Origin of the sequence: Synechococcus sp. F70.1, from assembly GCF_047502745.1 — a bacterium.
In the GTDB taxonomy this organism is placed as follows: domain Bacteria; phylum Cyanobacteriota; class Cyanobacteriia; order Thermostichales; family Thermostichaceae; genus Thermostichus.
On the sequence record NZ_JANSJL010000055.1, the window covers coordinates 18,815 to 39,711 of the forward strand.

Genomic DNA, 20,897 nt, shown 5'->3' on the forward strand with positions numbered 1-20,897 from the left:
GCTACGCGCTGCTGGGAGAGGGGTTCGGAAGCTGTTGGCCTGCAATATCCCCGACCACGGCCCATTCCCGCTCCCCAAAAATGGCGGAAGGGTAGCGGTAGTACTTAAACTCCAGCAGGTTGTAGAAGGGATCCTGCAGAAAGAACGTGCCGTGCTCCAGGGGGGTGCCGACGAAGCGCCAGCGTGGCTCCTGATAGAAAGGCAATCCCCGCACCTGGGCCCGGTCGGCCAGGCTCTGCCACTCTGCTTGGGTGGGAAAGATCAGGCCGAAGTGGCGAGGGTAGATGCCCCGCTGGGGCCTCAGCTCTTCCTGGGTGAGGTGGGCCACCAGTTGATGGCCATAGAGGTTCAAGATGACGGAAACAGGCGTTTCCCGACCAATCTGGCAACCCAAGCCCTCGCCGTAGTAGCTCTTGGCCAAGGCAATGTCGGCAACCGGAAAGGCAAGATGAAAGCGAATGGGTTCCATGGGCTCCCCTGGCAAGCAGCCTGCTCAAGTCGGGATCCCTGCTCTTTATAAGGTAGGCGATTTTGTGCTGAAGGGTGGGATCCCTTCCCCAGCCGACTGTACGCCTTTGCGCAAGAAGCCCAGCCAGGGCGATGTTATAACATTTGAGCTGGAGAGCCAACTCAGTGTGGTGAGAGACTGGGGAGCGCAAAGAGGCAATCTTGGCCATGACCAGCACCTGGACTGAGCAGCGCCGCCGCGAGGAGGAAGCGCGCCATTTTTTTTGGATGGTGGCGCTGTCCCTGCTGCTGCATGGGTTGGCGCTGTTGGGCTTGCTCTCCTGGAGTCGGTTTTGGCCGTTTCGCCAGCAAGAACAAAAAGCCATTGAGTTTATCTTGCTGGAGCCAGAAGATCTCGAGCCGCCGGAAGAAGCAGAGCTGGTTTCAGAAGTGGATTCCCGCGATGGGGGCAAGCGGGTAGAAGCCTCTCCTTCGCAAGGCAGTCCACCCCAATCCCGCGCTGCTACCCGTCAGCAAGCCGCTCCGCCGCCTCCGCCTCAGCCCCAGCCGCCACGGCCGCAGCCGCCTGCCCCTGTACCGCCACCCGCCCCAGCAGAAGTTGCCTTAGCCACTCCTAGACCTACCCCACCCCCTCCACAAACTCCAGTTCCAGCTCCTCCTCGGTCCAGGGCAACGCCAACTGCAGCGCCGCCTCCACCTACCGCAGCCCCCAAACCCACTCCCACTCAGCCTCCGCCACCTGTGGCGGCCGCTCCTCCTGCTCCGCCTGCGCAGCCCAGAGAGCGGGCCTCGGATCTCAGCCAATTGCAGCCCCTTGCGCCTGTTCCCCAACCGCCGACAGAGGTTTCCCTTGGCGAGCGGCCCTCCGAGGCTTCTCAGTTGGGACCGCCTATCAGCGCTTCTGCGCCCAGCGATGGAGGCGGGATCCAGGGCAGAGGAGCCAGCGGCTTGGCCAACCCTACCCAGTCGGCTCCAAACCCTCCCAGTGTGGCGGCGCGGGCCAATGTGGATTGGGGCCCCTGGCTGGCAGCTTTGCAGCGCAAGGTGGAACAGAATTGGATCCCAGGCCAGACCGGCACTTCCCGCCGCACCGTGGTGATCTTCACGGTGGGTCGAGGTGGCGAGCTGCAGAGCATTCGCCTGGCCCGCACTTCCGGCAGCCAACAAACCGACGACGCGGCGCTGACGGCAATTCAGCGGGCAGCACCCTTTTTGCCCCTGCCTGAGGCCTATGAGGGCAACTCGGTGACGATCAACTTCACCTTCGACATCAACGTCTTGGGCCAGTTGACGGTGGACGGATCTGCCAACTAGACCCCTGAAGCCAGCTCCAAGAGAGGTACGAGGTTGGGTCTAAAGCTCCCTTCATGAGCCAAACGCCGCTGCAGCGCACCCCCCTGTTCCCCTTGCACCAAGCCTTGGGGGCGCGTTTTGTCTCCTTTGCCGGATGGGAAATGCCGCTGTACTACCAGGGTGTGGTGGCTGAGCATCGGGCGGTGCGGGAGCAGGCGGGGATATTCGACATCTCTCACATGGGCAAGTTCACCCTTTGGGGACCAGAGCTGGGATCCCACCTCAGCCGTCTCGCGCCCAGCGATCTCAGCGCTGTGCGGGTGGGCTCTGCTCGCTACACGGTTTTGCTCAATCCCCTGGGGGGCATTGTGGACGACGTCATCTTCTACCGGCATCCACCGGAAGGAGAGCTGGAGCACTGGAGCCTGATCGTCAACGCGGCCACCTGCCAGAAAGACAGGGAGTGGCTGCAGCAGCAAGGGATCCCTGGCCTAGAACTTCAAGATCGCACGGCGTCCCACGTGTTGCTGGCCGTCCAGGGGCCGGCGGCGGAAGAGGTTTTGCAGCCTTTTCTAGAGGGATCTCTGAAAGCTTTACGCCGATTTCAACATGGGCAGTTTATCCCTAAAGCTCCTCAAAGGGAGAGCTCCGCAGAGGCAAGTGTCTTTGTGGCCCGCACCGGCTACACCGGCGAAGATGGCTTTGAGCTCCTGCTCAGTCCCTCAGACGGCCGCTGGCTCTGGGAGCAACTGGTGCAGGCAGGAGTCCAGCCCTGTGGCTTGGGCTGCCGCGATACGCTGCGGTTGGAGGCTGGCTTTTGCCTCTACGGGCAAGACATAGATGAGAGCACCACTCCTCTCGAAGCCGACCTGGCCTGGTTGGTCAACAACCCGGCAGAGTACCTAGGCAAGGCGGCGCTAGAAAACCAGCGGGCCGAGGGGATCCCTCGTCGTCTGGTGGGATTTCGCATGCTGGATCGAGCCATTCCCCGCAGCGGCTATGCCATCTATGCTCCCAACTCCCCCCAGCCGATTGGTCGGGTAACCAGCGGCACCCACTCTCCCACCTTGGGCTATGGCATTGGCCTGGGGTATGTGGATTCGACTTGGGCCGAGGTGGGATCCCGGCTGGAGATTGAGATTCGGGGCCAGCGCCGGCTTGCCGAGGTGGTGAAAAAGCCCTTTTACCGGAGGCAGGCCCCGGCCTAGTTGGAGGGATTGAGCCGTTTGCCAGTCTTGGGGGTGGAGTATTCCTGCTGCAGCCGCCGCAACTTCCGCAGGGCCCGCCGCTCAATTTGCCGTACCCGCTCCCGCGACAGGCCAATGTGCTCCCCGATCTCGCGCAGCGTCATCCTCTTGGCTCCATCTAGGCCGTAGCGGGCTACGATGACCTGCTGCTCGCGTTCGCTCAGTTGCCTCACAAGGGCGCGGACTTCCTCCCAACGGGCAACCCGAGTGAGATGCTCGACTGGGTCGTTGTCTTCGTCGGGGATAAAGTGCTGCAGCTCCGTGCCGTCCTCATCGCCCACACTCACGTTGAGGGAACAGATCTCGGCCATGTGGCGGGTGATCAGCTCGCGGTAGTTGTCGCCAATATCCAGCGAATCGAAAACTTCTTCGGCTGCAGGTCGGGATCCCTTCTGAGCGGATAGCTCGCGGTAGCGCCGCTTCACCTGGGAGACCTTCTCGTACATGTGGGCAGGCAGACGAATGAGGCGCCCTTTGTTTTGGATGCCGCGGTTTACGCTCTGCCGGATCCACCAGGTAGCGTAGGTGGAGAACTTGTACCCTCGCGTGGGATCAAACTTTTCCACGGCGCGGGTGAGGCCAATGGTGCCCTCTTGGATGAGATCCAAAAACGGCAAGCCGCGGTTGCGGTAGCGCTTAGCAATCGATACCACTAGGCGTAGGTTGCACTCCACCATGCGCCTTTTGGCCGCTTCCCCCTCCTGTAGGATCCGCTGCAGCTCTTCCACGGGGATCCCCACCCGTCGGCTCCAGTCCTCGAGCGACTCATCCTGCCGCCGCTGTTCCAGGAGGGCCATCATCCGCTGTACCTGGTAGGCCAGGCGAAGCTCCTCTTCAGGGCTGAGCAACGAGTAGCGACCAATGATTTTCAAGAAACGGCCTACTGCATCTTGCAGGTCAAGACTTTCCGACATATCCAACCCCACACCCTAAACTACGCCCTGTCCGGGCTTTCGCCTCTCCTGTTGCTTTAGGCCTTTCCCCTAGCAGGAGAAGTTGACCGCTCTGCAAGCAGCATCTCCTTCATACCAGAAGGGCAGACTTTCTGTAAAGGTTTTGGCACTCCAAAATTTGAACTTCTGGTAAACGCCTAGTTCAGAAAACTTACTGAGCCTGTCTCGCTTGGCTCTACATAAAGTGTTTTCAAACTAATCTTTTGGAAGTGCAACTCTACCAGTAGATGTTGCGAAAGATAAACCAACTTTCCTAGTCAAGAGAAAAGCTCATAGAAATAAATGGCTAAAAAATAGCTTACATTGGATACTTCCTGAGGGCCAGATTCCTTCGGGCTAAGACAAAAAGTCCAGAAAAATGCTTGAGGATATCTGCATGGGCACGGACATTTGATTGCAGCGATCCGGCACCTGCTTCCGACAGCAGCTAGCCTTAGGGGCTTGCTCAGCAAAATCCTGAAAAAGGCCAGCAGCTACCTCGAGCTTTCAAGTAGCCTCAACCTGAAACCAGCCAAAGCTGGCTCCAGGAAAAGCCATGACTGCGCTCTCCCAAGTTTAGAGTATACCGAGGATTCAGGCACTAGATATGGGGTCAGCCCTCAGAGCTGAGCTCCCGCCGCAGCTTATTGCCTGAGTAAGGGCTGCGCAGCCCAGGTGGGAAAAGTCGCAGTCCCTGGGGCCGCACCTGCCGCTCCGCCAACGGAATGGGTGTCAGCCGCGGCAAAGGGGTAGCCTCTGGCTGAGATCTGGGCGTGGGTGTTGGGGTCGGTGTGGGCCTGGGCGTTGGCTTAGCCGTGGTCTCTTCTGGAGACGGCGGGGTAGGCTCGGCCAGAATCGCTTCTGGCGTCGGACGACGGCGCGGCGCGGGCGTAGGTGGCGACTCTGGTGTAGGTGTGGGTGCCAGCAGTGGAGTTGGGGTCAGCGTAGGGGTAGGGGTGGGTGTCGGAGTAGGAGTGGGAGTGGGTGTTGGAGTCGGGGCGGGCGTGGGTGTTGGAGTAGGGGTAGGCGTCGGAGTCGGGGTAGGCTGGGGCTGTACGATAGCCAGGGCCTCTTCCGCTTTCAGCTCTCCTCGGATCAGCTTGGAGAGGGTATCTTGGCCCCCGGGGGTGTAGGTGATCTCGCGGGCGGCGCTGTTCAACACATTGCGGATGGGATCCCCTTTGCTGTCAACCAGCTCCACTACCATCACGTTGCGGCCAGGCTTCCAGCCCTTCAGGTAAAAAGACTCCCAGCGATCCAGCAGGCCAGACTGACCGTTGAGAGTGTAGCGGATGCGCCAGTCACGGGGTAGGTCAGCCAGCAAGCTCTCCCGCACGGGGGCATTGGCAAGCCAAAAATCGACCAGGATTGGCTCAGCTCCGTAGCTGCCGCTGGGAGAGCTGTAGGTGAGAAGAGGCAACTGCGGCTGCGGCACGTATTCTGGCGTGGGAGCTAGCACATGGAAGCTGACTTGAGCGTAGGCTTCGGAGTTTTTAAAGCTCTCGTGCCAGGGCTTGACGGCAAACACCCGCAGCGTATGGGATCCCGGTTCCAAATCCTCAAAAACAAGAGGGGCATCAGCGTCGTAGTGAGAAATGTAAGGCTGGTTGTCCAGAACCACATGCAAATGGGGACCAAGACCCAGTTGCGGATCCTTAAAAATCGGGTACCCTCGTACTGCAAAGCGAACCGTGACCTGGCGCTCTGGCAAGATCTCGCCAGGTTGTGGGCTGAGGATCTGCACCTGCGGGCGATAGTGCTGCAAGTAGGCATCCAGCTTGGCAATTTCTGTTGGCGTTGGCACCCGCTCGAGCTGAGGTGGTTGGTGCTCCTGGGGTTGCTTGGGCGCAGATCCCCCACAGCCAACCAGCACCAAAGCTGCCAACAGCACCATCCACCATCTCAATCCCCATGCCTTCAAGCTGGCACTTCCCGCGTGTTCTTGCATGAGCCTCCCATTCCAACACTTGCCAAGCCGCAGACAAGCCATCCTCACATTACCAGGATGTGTCCTTTGGGGAGGATCCCTTCCCCGCCCTAGAATGGGATCGGCAGGCTTGGTCCTGTCCGGAAAAGCTTTGGGGTCATCTATGACTTGCTTGGCAGCGACGATAGCGCTCGCGGGCTTGGATCTCACTCAGTGGCAAGCTCTCCTCAACACCCTGGCCTTTGCCATTTGTCTGGGGGCCATGCTCTTCTACTGGGGTGGGGCAGCTTTTCCCCAAGTGCCCCTTTTGGCCGAACTGGGCTTGGCGGGGATGGTGGGGGCCAACTTGACAATAGCTGCTCTGTTGACGGCCCGCTGGATCGATGCCGGCTACTTCCCTTTGAGCAATTTGTACGAGTCTTTGTTTTTCTTGGCCTGGGGGATCACCGCCTTGCACCTAGTGGCTCTCCAGTGGACTCGCCGCCGTTGGGTGGGAGTGATGACTGCCCCATTAGCGACAGGCATTGTTGCCTTTGCCGCCTTGGCCTTGCCGGAGGATATGCAGGCAGCCCAGCCGCTGGTGCCAGCTCTGCAGTCCAACTGGCTGATGATGCATGTCAGCGTCATGCTGTTGGCCTACGCAGCCCTCTTGGTGGGCTCCCTGTTGGCCATGGCCTTTCTCATCCTCACCCGTGGCCAGGAGGTACAGCTCAAGGGCAACTCCCTTGGCCTGCAATTTCGCCCGTCCCAAGCTGCAGTCCAGCCGGAGCTGATAGCCCGTGCCAGGACTGAACTTCCTCCCCAGCCGACTCCAGAGGAGATCCCTCGGCAACAACTGAGCCTGGCCGAGATCTTAGACAACGCCAGCTACCGCTTCATCGGGCTGGGCTTTCCGCTACTTACCATTGGCATTATTGCCGGGGCCGTCTGGGCCAACGAGGCCTGGGGTACCTACTGGAGCTGGGATCCCAAGGAAACCTGGGCCTTGATTACCTGGTTGGTTTTTGCTGCCTATCTACACGCCCGCATCACCAAGGGCTGGCAGGGCAGGCGTCCTGCGCTTCTAGCCAGCTTGGGTTTTGGGGTGGTTTGGGTTTGTTACCTGGGAGTGAACTTTTTGGGCAAAGGCTTACACAGCTACGGCTGGTTCTTTTAGGTCCGCCGCCCCATTGACTCTGGTGCTGGCAAGTCGTCGTGGATACCTTTGATTTGAGGAAAACGGCATGCGTCTGTTTAACTACCTAATCTTTTTCTCGGCCCTCCTGGGTGTGGCCCTCTTTGCCATGCAAAACGCCAACCCGGTAACGATTACCTTTGCCCCTGGCGTCAGCATCGAGAGCCCGCTAGTGATTGAGCTTTTGGCTTCTGCTGGGATTGGCGCTGCCTTGGCCTGGATCTATGGCCTCTGGATGCGGCTGCAATTTAGCCTCGAAGCCCGCGAGAAAAATCGGCAACTGCAAGAGAAGGAAGTGGCCATCAGCGAGCTGAAGGAAATGGTGGTGGAGCTGGAGGCAAAAGTTAAGCAACTGCCCCCCAGCAAACGAGCTGAGCCTCAGGAAGACCTCCAAGAGGTTAAGGAAGTGACCACCGAGGGATCCCCTGCCTAGACCGCCCATTAGCATAATCCCTGGATCTTTGCGGTACAATTGAGCCTCTATTTGCCTTTGCACTAGCACCTATGCAGGTTACTCAAGAAAAGCGCCCTGGTAGCCGGCTTGGCTTCAAGATCGTGGTGGAAGCTGACCGGGTTAAGCGCTCCTACGAAAAAACCCTGCGCCAACTGGAGCGGAACATCCAGATCCCGGGGTTTCGCAAGGGCAAGGCCCCTCGCAACCTGGTAGTGCGCCAGGTGGGCCGCGAGAGGGTTATTGCCAGTGCTATCGACGACCTAATCCAGGAGGCTATCCAGGAGGTTCTCCAGGAGGCTCAAGTCACCCCCATCGGCCAGTTTGAGCTGGATGAAGAGGTGAAGCAGCTTCTGGAGCGCTTTAACCCAGAAGCCGAGTTCAGCTTCTCAGGGTATGTGGAAGTGTACCCTGAGGCTCGCGTTGGCCAGTACAAAGGGCTGACGGTTACGGCAACCCGGGTTGACGTCAAGCCTGAGGAAGTCGACCGCCTCATCGAAAAGCTGCGAGATCAGCGGGCTACCCTCTTGCCTGTGGAGGATCGGCCTGCCCAGTTGGGGGACGTGGTGGTGCTGGATTTCCAAGCCCGCGACGCCGAGGGCAATCCCCTCAAGGAGCTTGCCGCCCAAGACTTGCAACTGGAGCTGAAAGAGGAAAACTTCATTCCCGGCTTTGTAGCAGGTGTTGTGGGCATGCAGCTCGACGAGACTAAGGAGATCACTGCCACCCTGCCCGAGGATTACTTTAGAAAAGAGCTGGCTGGGAAAACGGTTACCTTTACCGTCTGCCTCAAGGAGATCAAAACCAAAGAGCTGCCGGAGCTAGACGATGCCTTTGTCCAGGAAGTCAGCAACTTCCAGACGGTGGCGGAGCTGCGGGAACACCTGAAAAAGCGCCTTGAGCAAGATGCCCTAAGACAATCCGAAGAAAACCTTGAAACGGCCATCCTCAACGCCATTTTGGCAACCACCGAGGTGGATCTGCCCGAGAGCCTTGTTGAGCAAGAGATAACGCAGCTGCTAGCTCAAGACCTGCAGTCGCTGCAGCAGCAAGCAAGGGTTGCCCCGGGAGAAATCCGCAAGCTCCTGGCTCAACTGCCACCTGAGACTCTCAACCAATTGAGGGAACGCCACCGAGCTGAGGCCATCGACCGGCTGCGCCGCGCCTTTGCTCTCAGCGCCATCGTCCGGCAGGAGCAAATTGCCGTCGGCCCCACTGAATTGGAAGTGGAAATGGAAGCGGTGATGAAAGCCTACGCTCAGCAGGGCCAAAAGCTGGATCGGGAGCGGACACGCCAGGTCATTTACGAAAATTTGCTTACTCGTAAGGTGATGGCCTGGTTGAAGTCTCAAACCACGGTCAACTGGGTCGATAGCGAGGGCAATCCCACCGAGGCACCCCCCCTTCCCGTCGGGGCTAAAGGCGAAGACTTCGAAGAAAAGGCTGGGTCGGTACTGGCAGCAGCAAGCCTTGAGGCTTCTACAGCCCCAGCTGAGGCTGTGGCAGAACCCCCTTCAGGAGTAGCCACAGAAACCGCCACAGTTGCCGCTCCAGAGTCGGAACCAGCCTCTGCCTCTGGGGAGAGCTTAGATCGAGAAGCCGAATCGGCCGTCCAGGACAAGCCCAAGTCGGGTAGAAAGAGCAAAAAGGTCAAGTAAAAGCGGTCAAGCTACAGGAGGCCGCGCCGCATCTGATCCCAGAGGCGGAGGTAGGACTCGGCTTCGGCCAGGCTCAAGGGCCGCCAGATCTCGGCCCGTTCCCAGGTGGAGGGGTGGAAGTCGGGCCGGCGGCGCAGCCGCAGGGAAAGTTGGTTCAAGTCCAGCGGTAACACTGAAGGGATCCCGCTTAAGTTGACGAGGCGAGGGGCGAACTCGGGATTTAAGACAAAATCAATCCAGTTGACCAGCAGGGATGGCAGCTCCGTCTGCAGCTCTTCAGGGAGAGGCTGGGCAGCCCGGGGCCGCACCCAGACATCCCACCAGACAGCAGATCCCGAGGCCGGGATCACCACCTCCAACTCGGGGTAGTTGGCCTGAGTGGCGTAGAGATCTTGCGACCAGCCCACAGCTACCCAGCTATCGGCCAGGCGCAACATGGGCAAGTAGTCAGCGGAGGTATAGGCCAAAACTTGACGGTGCAGGGATCCCAGCTCCCGTCGCAACTCGGTTTCTTCCGGATCGAGGGGATCGTTGTAGGAGCGGCCCATCTTTTTTAGGGTCAGCCCAATCACCTCGCGTGGGTGATCCGGCAGCGTGATCTTGCCAGCCAACTCAGGCCGCCACAGGTCGGCCCAGTCCCGGAGGGGTTTGCTGACCCGGTCCCGGCGGTAGGCAATGGCCGTCACCCCCCAGCGCCAGGGCACACCCCAGATCTGCCCCTCCCGCAGGGCTGCTGCTTGCCAACGGGGATGCAACTGCTGCCAGCGTTCTCCCAAGAGACTGCGCGGCAAGGGATCCAGCCAACCGGCAGCCAGAGCCCAATCCAAAGCGTCGGCCCCCAGCAGGCTGAGAGCTGGCACCGGCAGTCGTTGGCTAAAAGGCCCCCAGGAGGGCTGGGGTGGCTGAAGGCTTTGGCGCAGGTAAGCCAACAACTGGCTTCGCTCATCCACCAGCTGCAACCGAAAGCGGGCCCGAGTGCGACGGCGAAACTCGCTGACTAAGCTCTGAGGGATCCCCGGCTTGAGGGCGAGGATGAGGGGCAAATGGGCACTGGGCCCGCCACAGCCGGCCACCGCTAGCCCGGCTAGGAGGAGGAATTCACGTCGGCTTAGCTGTCTTTTGCCCACGCCAGTACCGCTCCACCAGAATCAAGGCCACCAGATCATCGTAGGCCCTGTCCGGCAGTCGCAGCCCTTTGGGCAGTAGGTGCTGCCACCACCGCGGCCGGTAAACCTCCCAGTAGCGCCGCCGGGCTTCTTCCGAGCTGTGGCGTTCGTCCACCAGGACAATCTGGTGCGGCGGAAGAAGCAGCTCCAGTTGAGACTTCCACTGCCGCGCCGTCGTTTGATCCCCCAGGATGAGCCGCTCTGCTCCAAACTGCTGCCAGAGAGCCCCCAACCTGGGCAGGGCCTCTTGGGCAGGAACCACCTCCCGGTGCAAAACTTGCCAGGCTGGCTGGGTTTGCACAACCGCAAGGCCGCACTTGTCCCGCCCTGGATCAAAACCCACTAATACCCGCTCCATCTCCTTGACCCTCACCCCTCCCTGCGCCCTCTTAGCTGAGCTGGAGCAGAGCCGTATTGGCTGGAGGCTTGCGCCATGAGAAAACTCACCCGCAGCGGCCCTGCCGTGTAGATGTCGGCATCAGCCACCAGCTTCACATCCAGAGGGGTGGTGCTTTGGCGCAGCTGCTGCACCACTTCCAAAAACTTGACCTGGGAGAACTCTCCGACAGTACCAGTGATGGGATCTGCAAGGAGACCTTTTTCTTGGGAGCGCTGGTTGGCCTCGTTTAGCAGCTCCAGCAGCCGCTGCTGGATTTCACTTTCGCTGAGGCCCGGCTGGATCACTCCTTGGGCCAGCACCGACCCCTTGGCGAAGAGGCGCTGGTTGGGGTAAATCTGAACCACCACAGGCACAGGCTCACCCTTGAGCCGGTTGGTGAGAGAGAGGATGCGCACCGCCCAGCTGCCGGCTTCCTGCAGCTTTTTCAAAGCTCGATCCGCATCCTCGCGGCGGATGAGGATGGCGTTTTCTAGAGGAGGTATAGGCTGGGATCCCAGCGCCAGCGCCCGCTGTTCTGCCTGCGCCAACAGTTGCTCAAACTGCTGCCGGACTGTCTCTGGCTTTGCCCCGGCAGGGGTCTGAACTACCCCTGTAGCTAAGACTTCGCCTGCCAAGATGGCAAGCTCGCCCCGCCGCAGCCGCACTGCCAACTGGCTGAGCTGGGCAATTTCCCCCTCGAGCTGGTTTTTCTGGGTCTCCAGTTGGTTTAGGGCTGCCTGCGCCGCCTCCAGGGAGCGCTCCAGTTGATCCCGATCCAACTGCAAGGTCTGCTTTTGGGACTTTAGGGTGACGATGGTTTGCTGCGCCGATTCCACCTCCTTCTTGACCGCCGCCAGCTCTACTTGGGCCTGCTCCAGCTTAAGCTGCACCTGGGCCAGCTGCTCTTGGGTTGCTGCCAGCTTGGCTTCGGCCTCCTGCCGGGCCTGCAGGGCTGCGGCCAGTTGATCCTGAACTTCACTCAGGCGGGTTTGGGCTGCCGACTGCTGGCTGCGAAATCGATCCAGATCTAGCCGCAGGCGATCCCGCTCGGCCCTGAGGGCAGCATTCTCGGTCTCCAGCCAAGCTTTTTGGCGATTGAGGGCCTGCAGCTCTTGCCTAGCCCGAGCAATTTGGTTGGTGTAGCTAAAAAGGGCTTCTGACAGCGAGCGGTTTAGAAGCAGCAGCGTGCCTAGGGTCAGGGCTGAGATGCTCACCCCCGTAATCACGGCTACCAAAATGGCTGTGTGGCGAGGGCGGAGGTTAAACCAGGTTAGGCGCTTTTTGCCAATGCGATACCCAACCCGATCCCCAACCACGGCAATCAGGCCACTGACAAACAGCATGTAGAGGATCAGCAGTACGCCCTGCATATCCCGGGATCCCTGCCACGGAAATCTTAGCAAGGCCACCCAGAGGACTTGAGAAATTTTTGGCGCTATTTAGCAAGCGTTTTAAGCGTAGAGGAGCCGCTCCACAGCTGCCACAATATCTTCTGGCTGCACGATGGTGGCTGCTTCCAAGGTGCCGTTGTAAGGAGTGGGAATGTCTTGGGAAGCCAGGCGCACCACTGGCGCATCCAGCTCGTCGAAGAGTTCTTCCATGATGCGAGCAGTCAGCTCTGCCCCAATGCCGCCAGTTTTTACATCTTCCTCCACAATGACCACTCGGTGCGTTTTGCGCACCGAAGCTGCAATGGTCTCCATATCCAGCGGCTTGAGGGAGATCAAATCAATCACCTCAGGATCGATCTCCTGCGCTACCAGGGTATCCACAGCCTTGAGCACGTGGTAGCGCATACGGGAGTAGGTGAGGAGGGTAACGTCGGATCCAGAGCGGACAACTTCCGCCTTATTCAAGGGCAAAAGGTACTCCTCCTCTGGCACCTCTCCCTTCACGTTGTAGAGAAGAACATGTTCGAAGAAGAGGACGGGGTTGTCGTCGCGGATGGCCGACTTGAGCAGACCTTTGGCGTTGTAGGGAGTGGAACAGGCAACGATCTTCAGCCCCGGCACTGCTTGAAAGTAGGCCTCCAGCCGCTGCGAGTGCTCGGCCCCCAGCTGCCGGCCCACGCCGCCAGGTCCGCGGATGACAATCGGGACCTTGAAGTTGCCGCCAGACATGTAGCGCAGCATGCCGGCATTGTTGGCAATCTGGTTAAAAGCCAGCAGCAGAAAACCCATGTTCATCCCTTCCACCACCGGGCGCAAGCCGGTCATCGCTGCCCCAATGGCAAGGCCGGTGAAGCTGTTTTCGCAAATGGGGGTGTCCAGGAGGCGCATCTCCCCGTACTTGCGGTATAGGTCTTTGGTCACTTTGTAGGAGCCGCCGTAGTGGCCTACATCTTCTCCCAAAACAAACACGTTGGGATCCCGGGCCATTTCTTCGTCAAGAGCGGCACGCAAGGCGCTGTAGAGGAAAGTCTCCGGCATAGGGGCAACTGCTGCTCACTAGTCTCTACATTAAACCACCCCTTTGCCGCTGGTTGCCTGTCTGCGGGAGAACTCCGTCTATGCACCCAAACGGCAGCAACCCTTTTGCAAGCGCCCCTTGCGACTAGCTGGGGGCAAAGTGGCCTTGCCTTCCTTGTCCTGCTGGGCTTTGCGGAGGGATCCTTGGAAATTTACTTCATAAGCCAGTCCTCCAAAATCTGCTGGTAAAGTTCGGGATCCAGGCGGGGTGCGTCGTAAAGCCCTGCTTCGAGCCTTTGTCTTTGAGCCTCAAAGAGAATCACGGCTGCTGCCACCGAGACATTTAGGCTCTGCACCATGCCCAGCATGGGGATGTGGATGAGCGCGTCAGCTAGGGCCAAGGCCTGCTCAGAAACCCCCCACTTCTCCGCTCCCAAGACAATGGCGGTGGGCTTGGTGTAGTCCACCTGTCGGTAGCTGCGGGCCCCCTCCTTCAAGGCAGTGGCATAGATTTGGAAGCCTTCTTCCCGGAGGTGCTGGAAGGCCTCTTCCGTGGTGGGGTGAACCTTGAGGTAGACCCACTTGTGGCTGCCGCTGCTGGTCTCGTTGAAAGTGGGTACACCCTCCGTGGGGTTCACGGCGTGAACTCTGAGCACCCCCACAGCATCGCAGGTGCGCAGGATGGCGGAAAGATTGTGGGGTTTGTGGACGTTCTCTAGAAGCACCGTGAGATCCGGCTGCCTCCGCCTTAAAACCTCCTCCAAGCGCCTTCGCCTCTCTGGAGTGCGCTCCTTCATGGGTGCCTCCCGGAGAAACCTTCGCTTTAGCCGCTAAATCGGACTAGCACCTACCCCAGCTCTGCCGCCTGTAAGATGGCTCTTGGTCAGGGTTCCCAGGGATCGGAAAATTGCTGGCCCGCCTTGAAGTTTGCTGCTATCAGCAACCTTTCCGGCAGCCCCTGCGCACCCGCTACGGTCTCTGGTCTACCCGCGAAGGGATCCTAATCCGCCTGACAGACCTGGAGACAGGGCAGCAGGGCTACGGGGAGGTAGCCCCCATTCCTTGGCTGGGCAGTGAGACCCTCGAGGAGGCCCTGGCCTTTTGTCGGCAGTTGCCGGCTGAGCTCTCGGAGGCGCAGATCAAGGAGATCCCGGCAGCGCTGCCTGCTACCCGCTTTGGGCTGGAATGCGCCTGGCTGGCCTGTCGGGATCCTGGCTGGCTAGATAGGGATCTCTCCGGTCTTTCCTTTTGTGGGCTTTTGGGGAAGGATACCCCCTTCGGCTCCTACCCAGTTTACAAGGGCAAGGTGGGAATGGATCCCTTCGCAGCGGAGTGGAAGAAGCTAGAAAGCTGGCTGGAGCAGTTGCCTGCGGGATCCCGGCTGCGGCTAGATGCCAACGGCGGCTTGACTTTAGCAGAGGCGCGGCAGTGGCTGGATCTCTGCGACCGGATCAATCGGGAGTTGCCAGGCAAGATCGAGTTCTTCGAGCAGCCTTTGCCGCCAGAGCAGTACGCTGACTTAATCCAACTTAGCCGTGAGTTTCAAACCCCCATTGCCCTGGATGAGTCGGTGGTCGGCCTGGAGCAGTTGCAAGCTGTCCACCGCTCGGGCTGGCAAGGGATCCTGGTGGTCAAACCCTCTTTGATGGGATCGGGTCTTGCCCTTAGAGACTACCTCAGCCAACACCCGGGGTTGGATCTGGTGTTCTCCTCAGCCCTAGAAACCCCTATCGGCGCTTGGCATGGGCTAGCTTGGGCGGGATCCCTGCAAGCAAAAACCGCCTGCCCCAGGGCCGTGGGATGGGGGGTGGGGGAGCTTTTCCAGGAGGGGGATCCCCTGAACCTGCTCAAGCTCTCGCCCCACGAGCGGGCCGCTTGGATGCAAGCGGTGTGGGAGCGCCACAGCCAGCCCTAGACTGCGGCGGCTTGCTTGGCGTGTTCCTGCCGTAGGTAGGCCTGGATGAAGTGCATCAGCTCCTCCGGCTCGCCGTTCATAAACGCCTCGACGTTGGTGGTTTCGGCGTTGGTGCGGTGGTCTTTGATTAACTTGTAGGGATCGAAGGTGTAGGTGCGAATCCGACCCCCAAAGCCCTGGGTCACGATCTCGCCGCGGATCTCAGCCAACTTTTGCCGGCGCTTTTCCTCCTCGATTTCGAGGAGCTTTGCCTTGAGGATCTGGATGGCCCGCTCCTTGTTTTGCAGTTGGGAGCGCTCCTCGCTGCAGCGCACGGCAATGCCGGTGGGCTTGTGGATAACCCGCACCGCCGTTTCCACCTTGTTGACGTTTTGGCCTCCTGCCCCTCCCGAACGGCAGGTCTCGAACTCCAGATCCTCCATCCGCAGCTCAAACTCGTTCTCTTCCTCGAGGATGGGCATGACCTCAACGCCGGCAAAGCTAGTCTGGCGCTTGCCGTTGGCGTTGAAGGGGCTGATGCGCTCCATGCGGTGGTTGCCCTTCTCCGCGGAAAGATACCCGTAGGCATAGGGCCCCTCAATCAACAGCGTGGCTGACTTGATGCCCGCCTCTGCCCCCTCCGAGTAGTCCGAAAGGGTAACCTTGTAGCCCTGGTTCTCTGCCCAGCGGGTGTACATCCTCAGCAGCATCGCCGCCCAGTCCTGGGCATCGGTTCCTCCAGCTCCAGCAGTGATGGTGAGGACGGCGCCGTTTTTGTCGTAGGGTCCTGAAAGCAGTTGCTGCAGCTCCCATTGGCTTAACTCTCGCTCCACCGCGGCTAGGGATCCCGCTGTCTCGGCCAAGAGCTCCGAATCGGCTTCTTCTTGCAGGAGCTCCAGGGCAGTGGCAACCTCTTCCAGGCGGGCTTTCCAGCGGTGGACCTGCTCCCAGGAGGCCTTGAGGCTGTTGAGCTGCTTTAGGTGGCGACGAGCTGCCTCCACATCGTTCCAAAATTGCGGCTGGGAGGCTTCCTGCTCCAGAATGGCGATCTGCTGTTCCAGGCAAGGCAGGTCAAAGGTAGTCCTGAGCAGTGCTCAGGCGCGCCGTGAGCGATTCTAAGCTGCGTTTCAGCTCGGCCAGTTCCATAAGCTTACGAACACTGTCTCATACTTTTGGACCTCGTCCAGAATCTCATCTTAACTTCCCGACCTCCAGAAGGAGGTAGCTATCTATCGTATTCAGACTAAATCCGAGCCTGATCCAACAAAGCTTGCAACTCCTCCAGGGCCACCTGGGCCGACTGGGCTTGCTGGTGGAGGGATTGCACCACCTCGGCGCTGGCCTGGGCCGATTGCAGGGTGGCTTGGCTTTGGCGTTGGATGCGATCTGCCAGGCCGCGGATGCGGTTGCTGGCCTCGGTAGTGCGCCCCGCCAACTTGCGGATCTCCTGGGCAATGGCGCCAAAACCCCCGCCCCCACCGCTGCGGTTGGCCTCTACAGCCGCGTTAAAGGAGAGCAGACGAATGTAGCCCGCCACCTCTACGATCACGTCGACGATGGTGTTGATTTCTTTGAGCTCGCGGGATAGCTCCTGGTTGTTGTCGGCAATTTCCTGAAATAGGCGGCGCACCGCCTCTACCCCAGCAAAGGTGGCGGCAAAGGTGGATTTGCTCTTCTCCGAGAGCACCGAGCTGATCTGGATGAGGCGAGCGTTGAGGCGGGCCAGTTCTTCCGAGCGCTGCTGGGCCCGGCGCCGCTCTTGATCCAAAGCAATGTTCTGGCTGAGGATCTCGGCTTTCTGCCGCTCCAGATCGCGGGCATACTGGAGGCTGCGGTTTTTCTCCTGCTCCAGCTCGGCCAGGATCCGTTTCATCTCCTCCTGCTGTTCTTCGAGCTTCCGCTGGGTGGCTAGATGTACCTGGGACTGAGCCACCAACAACACCGGCACATCCAAAAGGCGATAGTCTTGGGGGCCGACTTCTACCACCACCGGGTCGTAGATAGTCTCCTGGGGCCGCCGGAAAGCCTGGCTGGCCGCCTCAATGACATCGCAGTCGCCGGGCAAAAGGAGAAAACCCTGGCCCTGGAACTCTGCTAGGGAGCTGATGGGCCGCTTCGAAAACACCTCCAGGCCATAGGGTTTGCTCAGCATCCACTCCAAAATGGCACGCCGAGTCAGCATCCCCCGCAGCTGCGACTGCTCGTCCAACACGACTACCCCTGAAAGGGTGGGGTCGTCTTCCAGGCGGCGCACCACGTTCTCGCAGGGGGTGGACTCACTTACCTGAAAATCCACTAGCGCCAGATCGCGCAGTTTGGTGTGGATCGATAGGGTGGGAGTGGGCGGATTCGTCAGGGTAGTCATCCTAGGGATCCTCAGCACAGGCTCGGTAGAGACAAGTGGTCAATAGTGTGCTATGTATAGAGGAAAACAGGGACCTACCTCTCCTCGGCTTTTCAAAGGCCCAGCAAAAGGAGGGTCTAGTTACCTTTAGTTTGACTTGGGATCTGGTTTCCTGACTACAGCTCTGTCCGGGGTTATACGGAAGGAGACTCTTTTTTACGGACGGGCAAGGAAGCTGTCCTGACCCCAGGGGCTGGAGCGATCTGAACTTAGCGAGGTTCTTGGTAGCGGTGGTAGACCTCGAGGATTTCGCTGCGACCACGGTTGAAAGCTGCCACCACTTAGGGATCGAAGTGGCTACCGCTTTGGCTTTCCACGAAGCGAAAGATATCTGACAGATCCCAAGCTTCTTTGTAGGGGCGGCTAGCTAAAGCGTCGAACACGTCGGCCAAGGCCACAATCCGCCCTTCTAGCGGGATCTCTTCTCCCTTAAGGCCCCGCGGGTAGCCGCTGCCGTCGAACTTCTCGTGGTGGGTGAGGGCAATGATGGCGCTTTTTTTCATCAGCTCCGAGTCCGATTTACTGAGGATCTCGTAGCCAATCTCGGGGTGGCGGTTCATAATTAGACGCTCTTCGGGGGTGAGGGGGCCTGGCTTCCGCAAGATGGCATCCGGGATCCCGATTTTGCCCACATCGTGCAGGGGGCTGGCATAGAAGATCAGCTCTTGTTCATGGCTGGAGAGGCCCAACTGTTTGGCAATGATGCGGGAGTAGTGGCTCATCCGCTTGAGGTGAAAAGAGGTGTCCTGATCCCGGTATTCGGCGGCTTGGGCTAGACAGAAAATCGTTTCCAGGTGAGCGGCTTTCAGCTCTTCCCGCAAGCGCACATTTTGGTAGGCAACCGCCGCCTGGGAAGCCAGGGCTTCTGCCACCCGGACTTCCAGCTCAGAAAACGGCTGGCTCCAGTCAGCCACCTGGTTGGGCGCTAGGTTGGCAGGGCAATCCGGCCTGAGACGGTTCAAGAGTTGCAGGGCGCCAAGGATATTTCCTGAGGGATCCCGCATCGGCACCGTGAGCAAAGAGCGGGTGCGGTAGCCGGTCTGCTGATCGACTTGGGAGTTGAAGGCATAGGGCAAGCCCGCTGGCAAGCGATAGACGTCCGGCAAATTCAAGCTCTCCCCCGTGAGCACCACATAGCCCACAATGCTGGAAGGAGCAAGGGGCAGGCGCAGATCCTGCAGCTCCTCGTTGCGGTTGACCACGAAAAAGCGCAACTCTTCTCCCTCCCGGATGAACAGGCTAGCGCCATCACAGCAGGTTAGCTCGCGGGCTTGGGCGACAATCAGTTCCAGCAGGCGCCTTAAATCCGTTTCCGAAGAAAGGGCGATCCCCACTTGGATCAGCCGCTGACTCAGGCGCAAGGCAGCAGCAGCCTCAAATTCGGCTTCGCCAAGAGCAAGAGAGAGATCGAAGGCGGAAGGCCCATGGGACATAACCTTATCCTCCAGTGGGTTACGAGTGTTCCCAAGGAAGCGGGATTGGAGCGCTAGCAGGGATCCTGCCGCTGCTCCAAGTTGGGAGGCTGGGGGTCGCCAATCCAAAGTAACTCTGCTACCCTACTTTACCTGTGGAAGCGAGAGACGCTGTGACCCAGGTCAAGACCCAGCAGCCAGATGAGGTTGCCCTCCAGCTCATCGTTGGCCTAGGCAATCCTGGCCCGCAGTATGCCAACACCCGCCACAACTGCGGCTTTATGGTAGTGGATCGGTTGGCAGAGCGCTGGGGGATCCCATTAGCTCTGGAAAAGCAGTTCCAAGGCAGCTACGGAGAAGGTTTTGCCCTGGGGGGCAAGCGGCGCCTGCTCAAGCCGGCGACTTATATGAATCGCTCTGGCGAGGCAGTGCGGGCAGTCCTGGATTGGTACAAGTTGGATCCCAGGTCGGTGCTGGTGGTCTACGATGATGCAGACTTGCCTCTGGGTCGCCTGCGACTGCGGGGATCTGGCTCCGCCGGCGGGCATAACGGCATGAAGTCTGTCATTCAGCACCTGGGCAGCGAAGCCTTCCCTCGCTTGCGCCTGGGCGTGGGCAGACCTAAGGGCAACCAAGACATGGTTGGGCATGTTTTGGGAAGGTTTGAACCTACCGAGCAGGCAGTGCTGGAGCGGGTTCTAAGGGCAGCAGTGGAGGCAGTGGAGTGTTGCTTGCAAGAAGGATTGAGGGCGGCGATGAACCGCTTCAACCCTCTGGATCTCTCTGAGCCGCTATCTGAGCGAGATCGGCAAGATCCGGCAGCTTCTCTCGACCCAGCCAAGACTGGGCCTGGGGAAGGCTGAGGCCGGGATCTTGGGCGCTATCCGAAGGAGGTCGGCTTCCCCAGAGCCACTGGCAGGAGAGGGCAAGGAACCCTCTAAGATGCTCCCCGCAGGGGCACCCCCAGGTCCAAAAAAGTCAGCAACTCCCCTCCCTCAAATGGAGCGAAGCCGTTCTCCTCCTAAGCCGAACTTTTTACCCTCTCTAGTCGCAAGCTAAGCGGGGCTACGGCTGTCGCAAGAGGTCTTGCCGCACCGCCTCCACATACTGCAGCAGTTTTGGGGATCCCGTGCCCGCAGACCGCCACAGACTCAAGGCGCTGTCCAGATCCGCAGCAGCGCCAGCCTTGTCTTCTCCCTGGTAGGCGCGCGCCATGCCCCGGTGGTAGTACCCTTCAGCCCGCTGCGGCTGCAGCTCAATCGCCCGGCTGAAATCGGCAACGGCCAGTTGGAAATTGCAGATGCTCGCCCACATCAGGCCGCGATGAAGGTAGGCATCGAAGAGATCGGCGATGTTTTGATTTTGTTTGGCTAGTTCAATAGCCAGGTTAGCTACATCAAATGCCGATTCCAAATGCCCTTGCTCGGCCCAAATGCGGGAGCGCAACAAGTGGAGTTGGGGGTTGCGGTAGGCAATGCGATCCAAGGGAGACAAGGTTGCCAAAGCCTGCTCCAGCTCTCCAAAATGCTCGTGCTGAATCCTGGCCTTAAGCAAATAAGCCTCAGGCAAATAAGGATCCAAAGCAATGGCAATGTCCAGATCCCGCAGAGCCCTGAGCACTAGATGGTCAGCAGCTGGCTGCTCTGGCTCGCCCACCTGCGAATACTCCCAGAGGTACTGGGCCCGCTGGAGATAGAGCCTCGCATTTCCTGGCTCCTGCTCGATGAATGGCCCTAGCTGCAGGAGCAGTTGATGAGCCTGGGAGCGCTGCTCAAGCTCTCGTGCCCGGGCTTGCCATTGAGCCTGCCGCCGAAGCAAAGGTTCAGGACCTGGCTTGTCTTTAAATCGCGGCAACTGAGCTTCCTGCAAGAGGGGCACAGAGAGACCTTCCGTGGCCTGCCCCTTGCGCAGCGAGGCCAGCCAGCCACATTCGCCGTTCAAACACAGCCAAGACAGCAAGCCCACCAGAGCCGATCCGGAAAGCAAAAGACTGGGCCTAAGCATGGATCCCGCCCCACGAAACAGTACGGAAGTTGCCTCTAGGCTAGTTCGCCATCGCAGCGGTGTCCAGATTTCTTGGCTAC

20 protein-coding genes are annotated in these 20,897 nt (G+C 59.6%); 8 read left to right on the forward strand and 12 right to left on the reverse strand.

Annotation, left to right across the window (positions count from 1 at the left end; genetic code table 11):
- Position 1: 1 nt before the first annotated feature.
- Complete coding sequence (locus tag NW860_RS05370) at positions 2–469, reverse strand: VOC family protein (protein WP_414512876.1); 468 nt, start codon at positions 467–469, stop codon at positions 2–4.
- Between NW860_RS05370 and NW860_RS05375 the strand changes: the two genes are divergently transcribed.
- From NW860_RS05375 to gcvT, 3 genes are read left to right on the forward strand one after another with little or no spacing between them, the layout of a single operon-like run.
- Positions 459–695 (forward strand): hypothetical protein, encoded by a 237-nt coding sequence (locus NW860_RS05375; protein WP_414420697.1) that lies wholly within the window; start codon positions 459–461, stop codon positions 693–695. The genes NW860_RS05370 and NW860_RS05375 overlap by 11 nt on opposite strands.
- On the forward strand, positions 676–1,782 hold the full coding sequence (locus tag NW860_RS05380; RefSeq protein ID WP_414512878.1) for an energy transducer TonB: 1,107 nt from the start codon (positions 676–678) through the stop codon (positions 1,780–1,782). The genes NW860_RS05375 and NW860_RS05380 overlap by 20 nt, the downstream gene beginning before the upstream one ends.
- A gap of 53 nt (positions 1,783–1,835) precedes the next feature.
- Positions 1,836–2,969 carry a glycine cleavage system aminomethyltransferase GcvT gene (gcvT, locus tag NW860_RS05385; protein ID WP_414512880.1) on the forward strand — a complete coding sequence of 378 codons (1,134 nt, stop codon included), beginning with the start codon at positions 1,836–1,838 and terminating at the stop codon, positions 2,967–2,969.
- On the opposite strand, the gene NW860_RS05390 is transcribed toward gcvT, so the two are convergent.
- On the reverse strand, positions 2,966–3,922 hold the full coding sequence (locus NW860_RS05390; RefSeq protein WP_414409992.1) for a sigma-70 family RNA polymerase sigma factor: 957 nt from the start codon (positions 3,920–3,922) through the stop codon (positions 2,966–2,968). The genes gcvT and NW860_RS05390 overlap by 4 nt on opposite strands.
- A gap of 631 nt (positions 3,923–4,553) precedes the next feature.
- Positions 4,554–5,834, reverse strand: coding sequence for a hypothetical protein (locus NW860_RS05395; protein WP_414512882.1), 1,281 nt, complete (start codon positions 5,832–5,834; stop codon positions 4,554–4,556).
- 232 nt (positions 5,835–6,066) lie between these two features.
- Here NW860_RS05395 and ccsB point away from each other — a divergent pair, with 232 nt between their 5' ends.
- The 3 genes from ccsB (at position 6,067) to tig (ending at position 9,150) form a co-directional block, all read left to right on the forward strand.
- Entirely contained in the window at positions 6,067–7,023 is a 957-nt protein-coding gene (gene ccsB, locus NW860_RS05400; protein WP_414412488.1) for a c-type cytochrome biogenesis protein CcsB, read from the forward strand.
- A 67-nt stretch (positions 7,024–7,090) separates the two neighbouring features.
- Positions 7,091–7,474 carry a LapA family protein gene (locus tag NW860_RS05405; protein WP_414396221.1) on the forward strand — a complete coding sequence of 128 codons (384 nt, stop codon included), beginning with the start codon at positions 7,091–7,093 and terminating at the stop codon, positions 7,472–7,474.
- 71 nt (positions 7,475–7,545) lie between these two features.
- Complete coding sequence (tig, locus tag NW860_RS05410) at positions 7,546–9,150, forward strand: trigger factor (protein WP_414412483.1); 1,605 nt, start codon at positions 7,546–7,548, stop codon at positions 9,148–9,150.
- Positions 9,151–9,161: 11 nt separating this feature from the next.
- On the opposite strand, the gene NW860_RS05415 is transcribed toward tig, so the two are convergent.
- The 5 genes from NW860_RS05415 to trmH form a co-directional block, all read right to left on the reverse strand.
- Positions 9,162–10,277, reverse strand: a complete 1,116-nt coding sequence (locus tag NW860_RS05415; RefSeq protein ID WP_414512885.1) for an extracellular solute-binding protein — start codon at positions 10,275–10,277, stop codon at positions 9,162–9,164.
- Positions 10,249–10,674, reverse strand: coding sequence for a resolvase (locus NW860_RS05420; protein ID WP_414409996.1), 426 nt, complete (start codon positions 10,672–10,674; stop codon positions 10,249–10,251). Before NW860_RS05420 ends, NW860_RS05415 begins: the two co-directional genes overlap by 29 nt.
- A gap of 11 nt (positions 10,675–10,685) precedes the next feature.
- Positions 10,686–12,065 carry a DUF3084 domain-containing protein gene (locus NW860_RS05425; RefSeq protein WP_414396212.1) on the reverse strand — a complete coding sequence of 460 codons (1,380 nt, stop codon included), beginning with the start codon at positions 12,063–12,065 and terminating at the stop codon, positions 10,686–10,688.
- 81 nt (positions 12,066–12,146) lie between these two features.
- Positions 12,147–13,124 (reverse strand): alpha-ketoacid dehydrogenase subunit beta, encoded by a 978-nt coding sequence (locus tag NW860_RS05430; protein WP_414512888.1) that lies wholly within the window; start codon positions 13,122–13,124, stop codon positions 12,147–12,149.
- Positions 13,125–13,315: 191 nt separating this feature from the next.
- Entirely contained in the window at positions 13,316–13,900 is a 585-nt protein-coding gene (trmH, locus tag NW860_RS05435; protein WP_414404988.1) for a tRNA (guanosine(18)-2'-O)-methyltransferase TrmH, read from the reverse strand.
- A gap of 110 nt (positions 13,901–14,010) precedes the next feature.
- Between trmH and NW860_RS05440 the strand changes: the two genes are divergently transcribed.
- A complete protein-coding gene (locus NW860_RS05440) occupies positions 14,011–15,018 on the forward strand; it encodes an o-succinylbenzoate synthase (RefSeq protein ID WP_414512890.1) in 1,008 nt (335 codons plus the stop codon).
- Here the strand turns inward: NW860_RS05440 and prfB are convergent.
- From prfB to NW860_RS05455, 3 genes are all read right to left on the reverse strand, one after another.
- A protein-coding gene (prfB, locus tag NW860_RS05445; protein ID WP_414420027.1) for a peptide chain release factor 2 occupies positions 15,015–16,143 on the reverse strand; the annotation gives its coding sequence in 2 pieces (ribosomal slippage) (positions 15,015–16,070 and positions 16,072–16,143; 1,128 coding nt in all). The two genes, NW860_RS05440 and prfB, sit on opposite strands and share 4 nt — an antisense overlap.
- 97 nt (positions 16,144–16,240) lie before the next feature.
- A complete protein-coding gene (locus tag NW860_RS05450) occupies positions 16,241–17,362 on the reverse strand; it encodes a methyl-accepting chemotaxis protein (RefSeq protein ID WP_414512892.1) in 1,122 nt (373 codons plus the stop codon).
- A 320-nt stretch (positions 17,363–17,682) separates the two neighbouring features.
- Positions 17,683–18,834, reverse strand: a complete 1,152-nt coding sequence (locus NW860_RS05455; RefSeq protein ID WP_414512894.1) for an HD domain-containing phosphohydrolase — start codon at positions 18,832–18,834, stop codon at positions 17,683–17,685.
- Positions 18,835–18,986: 152 nt separating this feature from the next.
- On the opposite strand from NW860_RS05455, the gene pth reads away from it, so the two are divergent.
- Complete coding sequence (gene pth / locus NW860_RS05460) at positions 18,987–19,676, forward strand: aminoacyl-tRNA hydrolase (RefSeq protein WP_414425751.1); 690 nt, start codon at positions 18,987–18,989, stop codon at positions 19,674–19,676.
- A 202-nt stretch (positions 19,677–19,878) separates the two neighbouring features.
- Here pth and NW860_RS05465 read toward each other — a convergent pair.
- Positions 19,879–20,897 (reverse strand): hypothetical protein (locus tag NW860_RS05465; protein WP_414512896.1); only part of this gene is annotated, 1,019 nt, incomplete at its 5' end.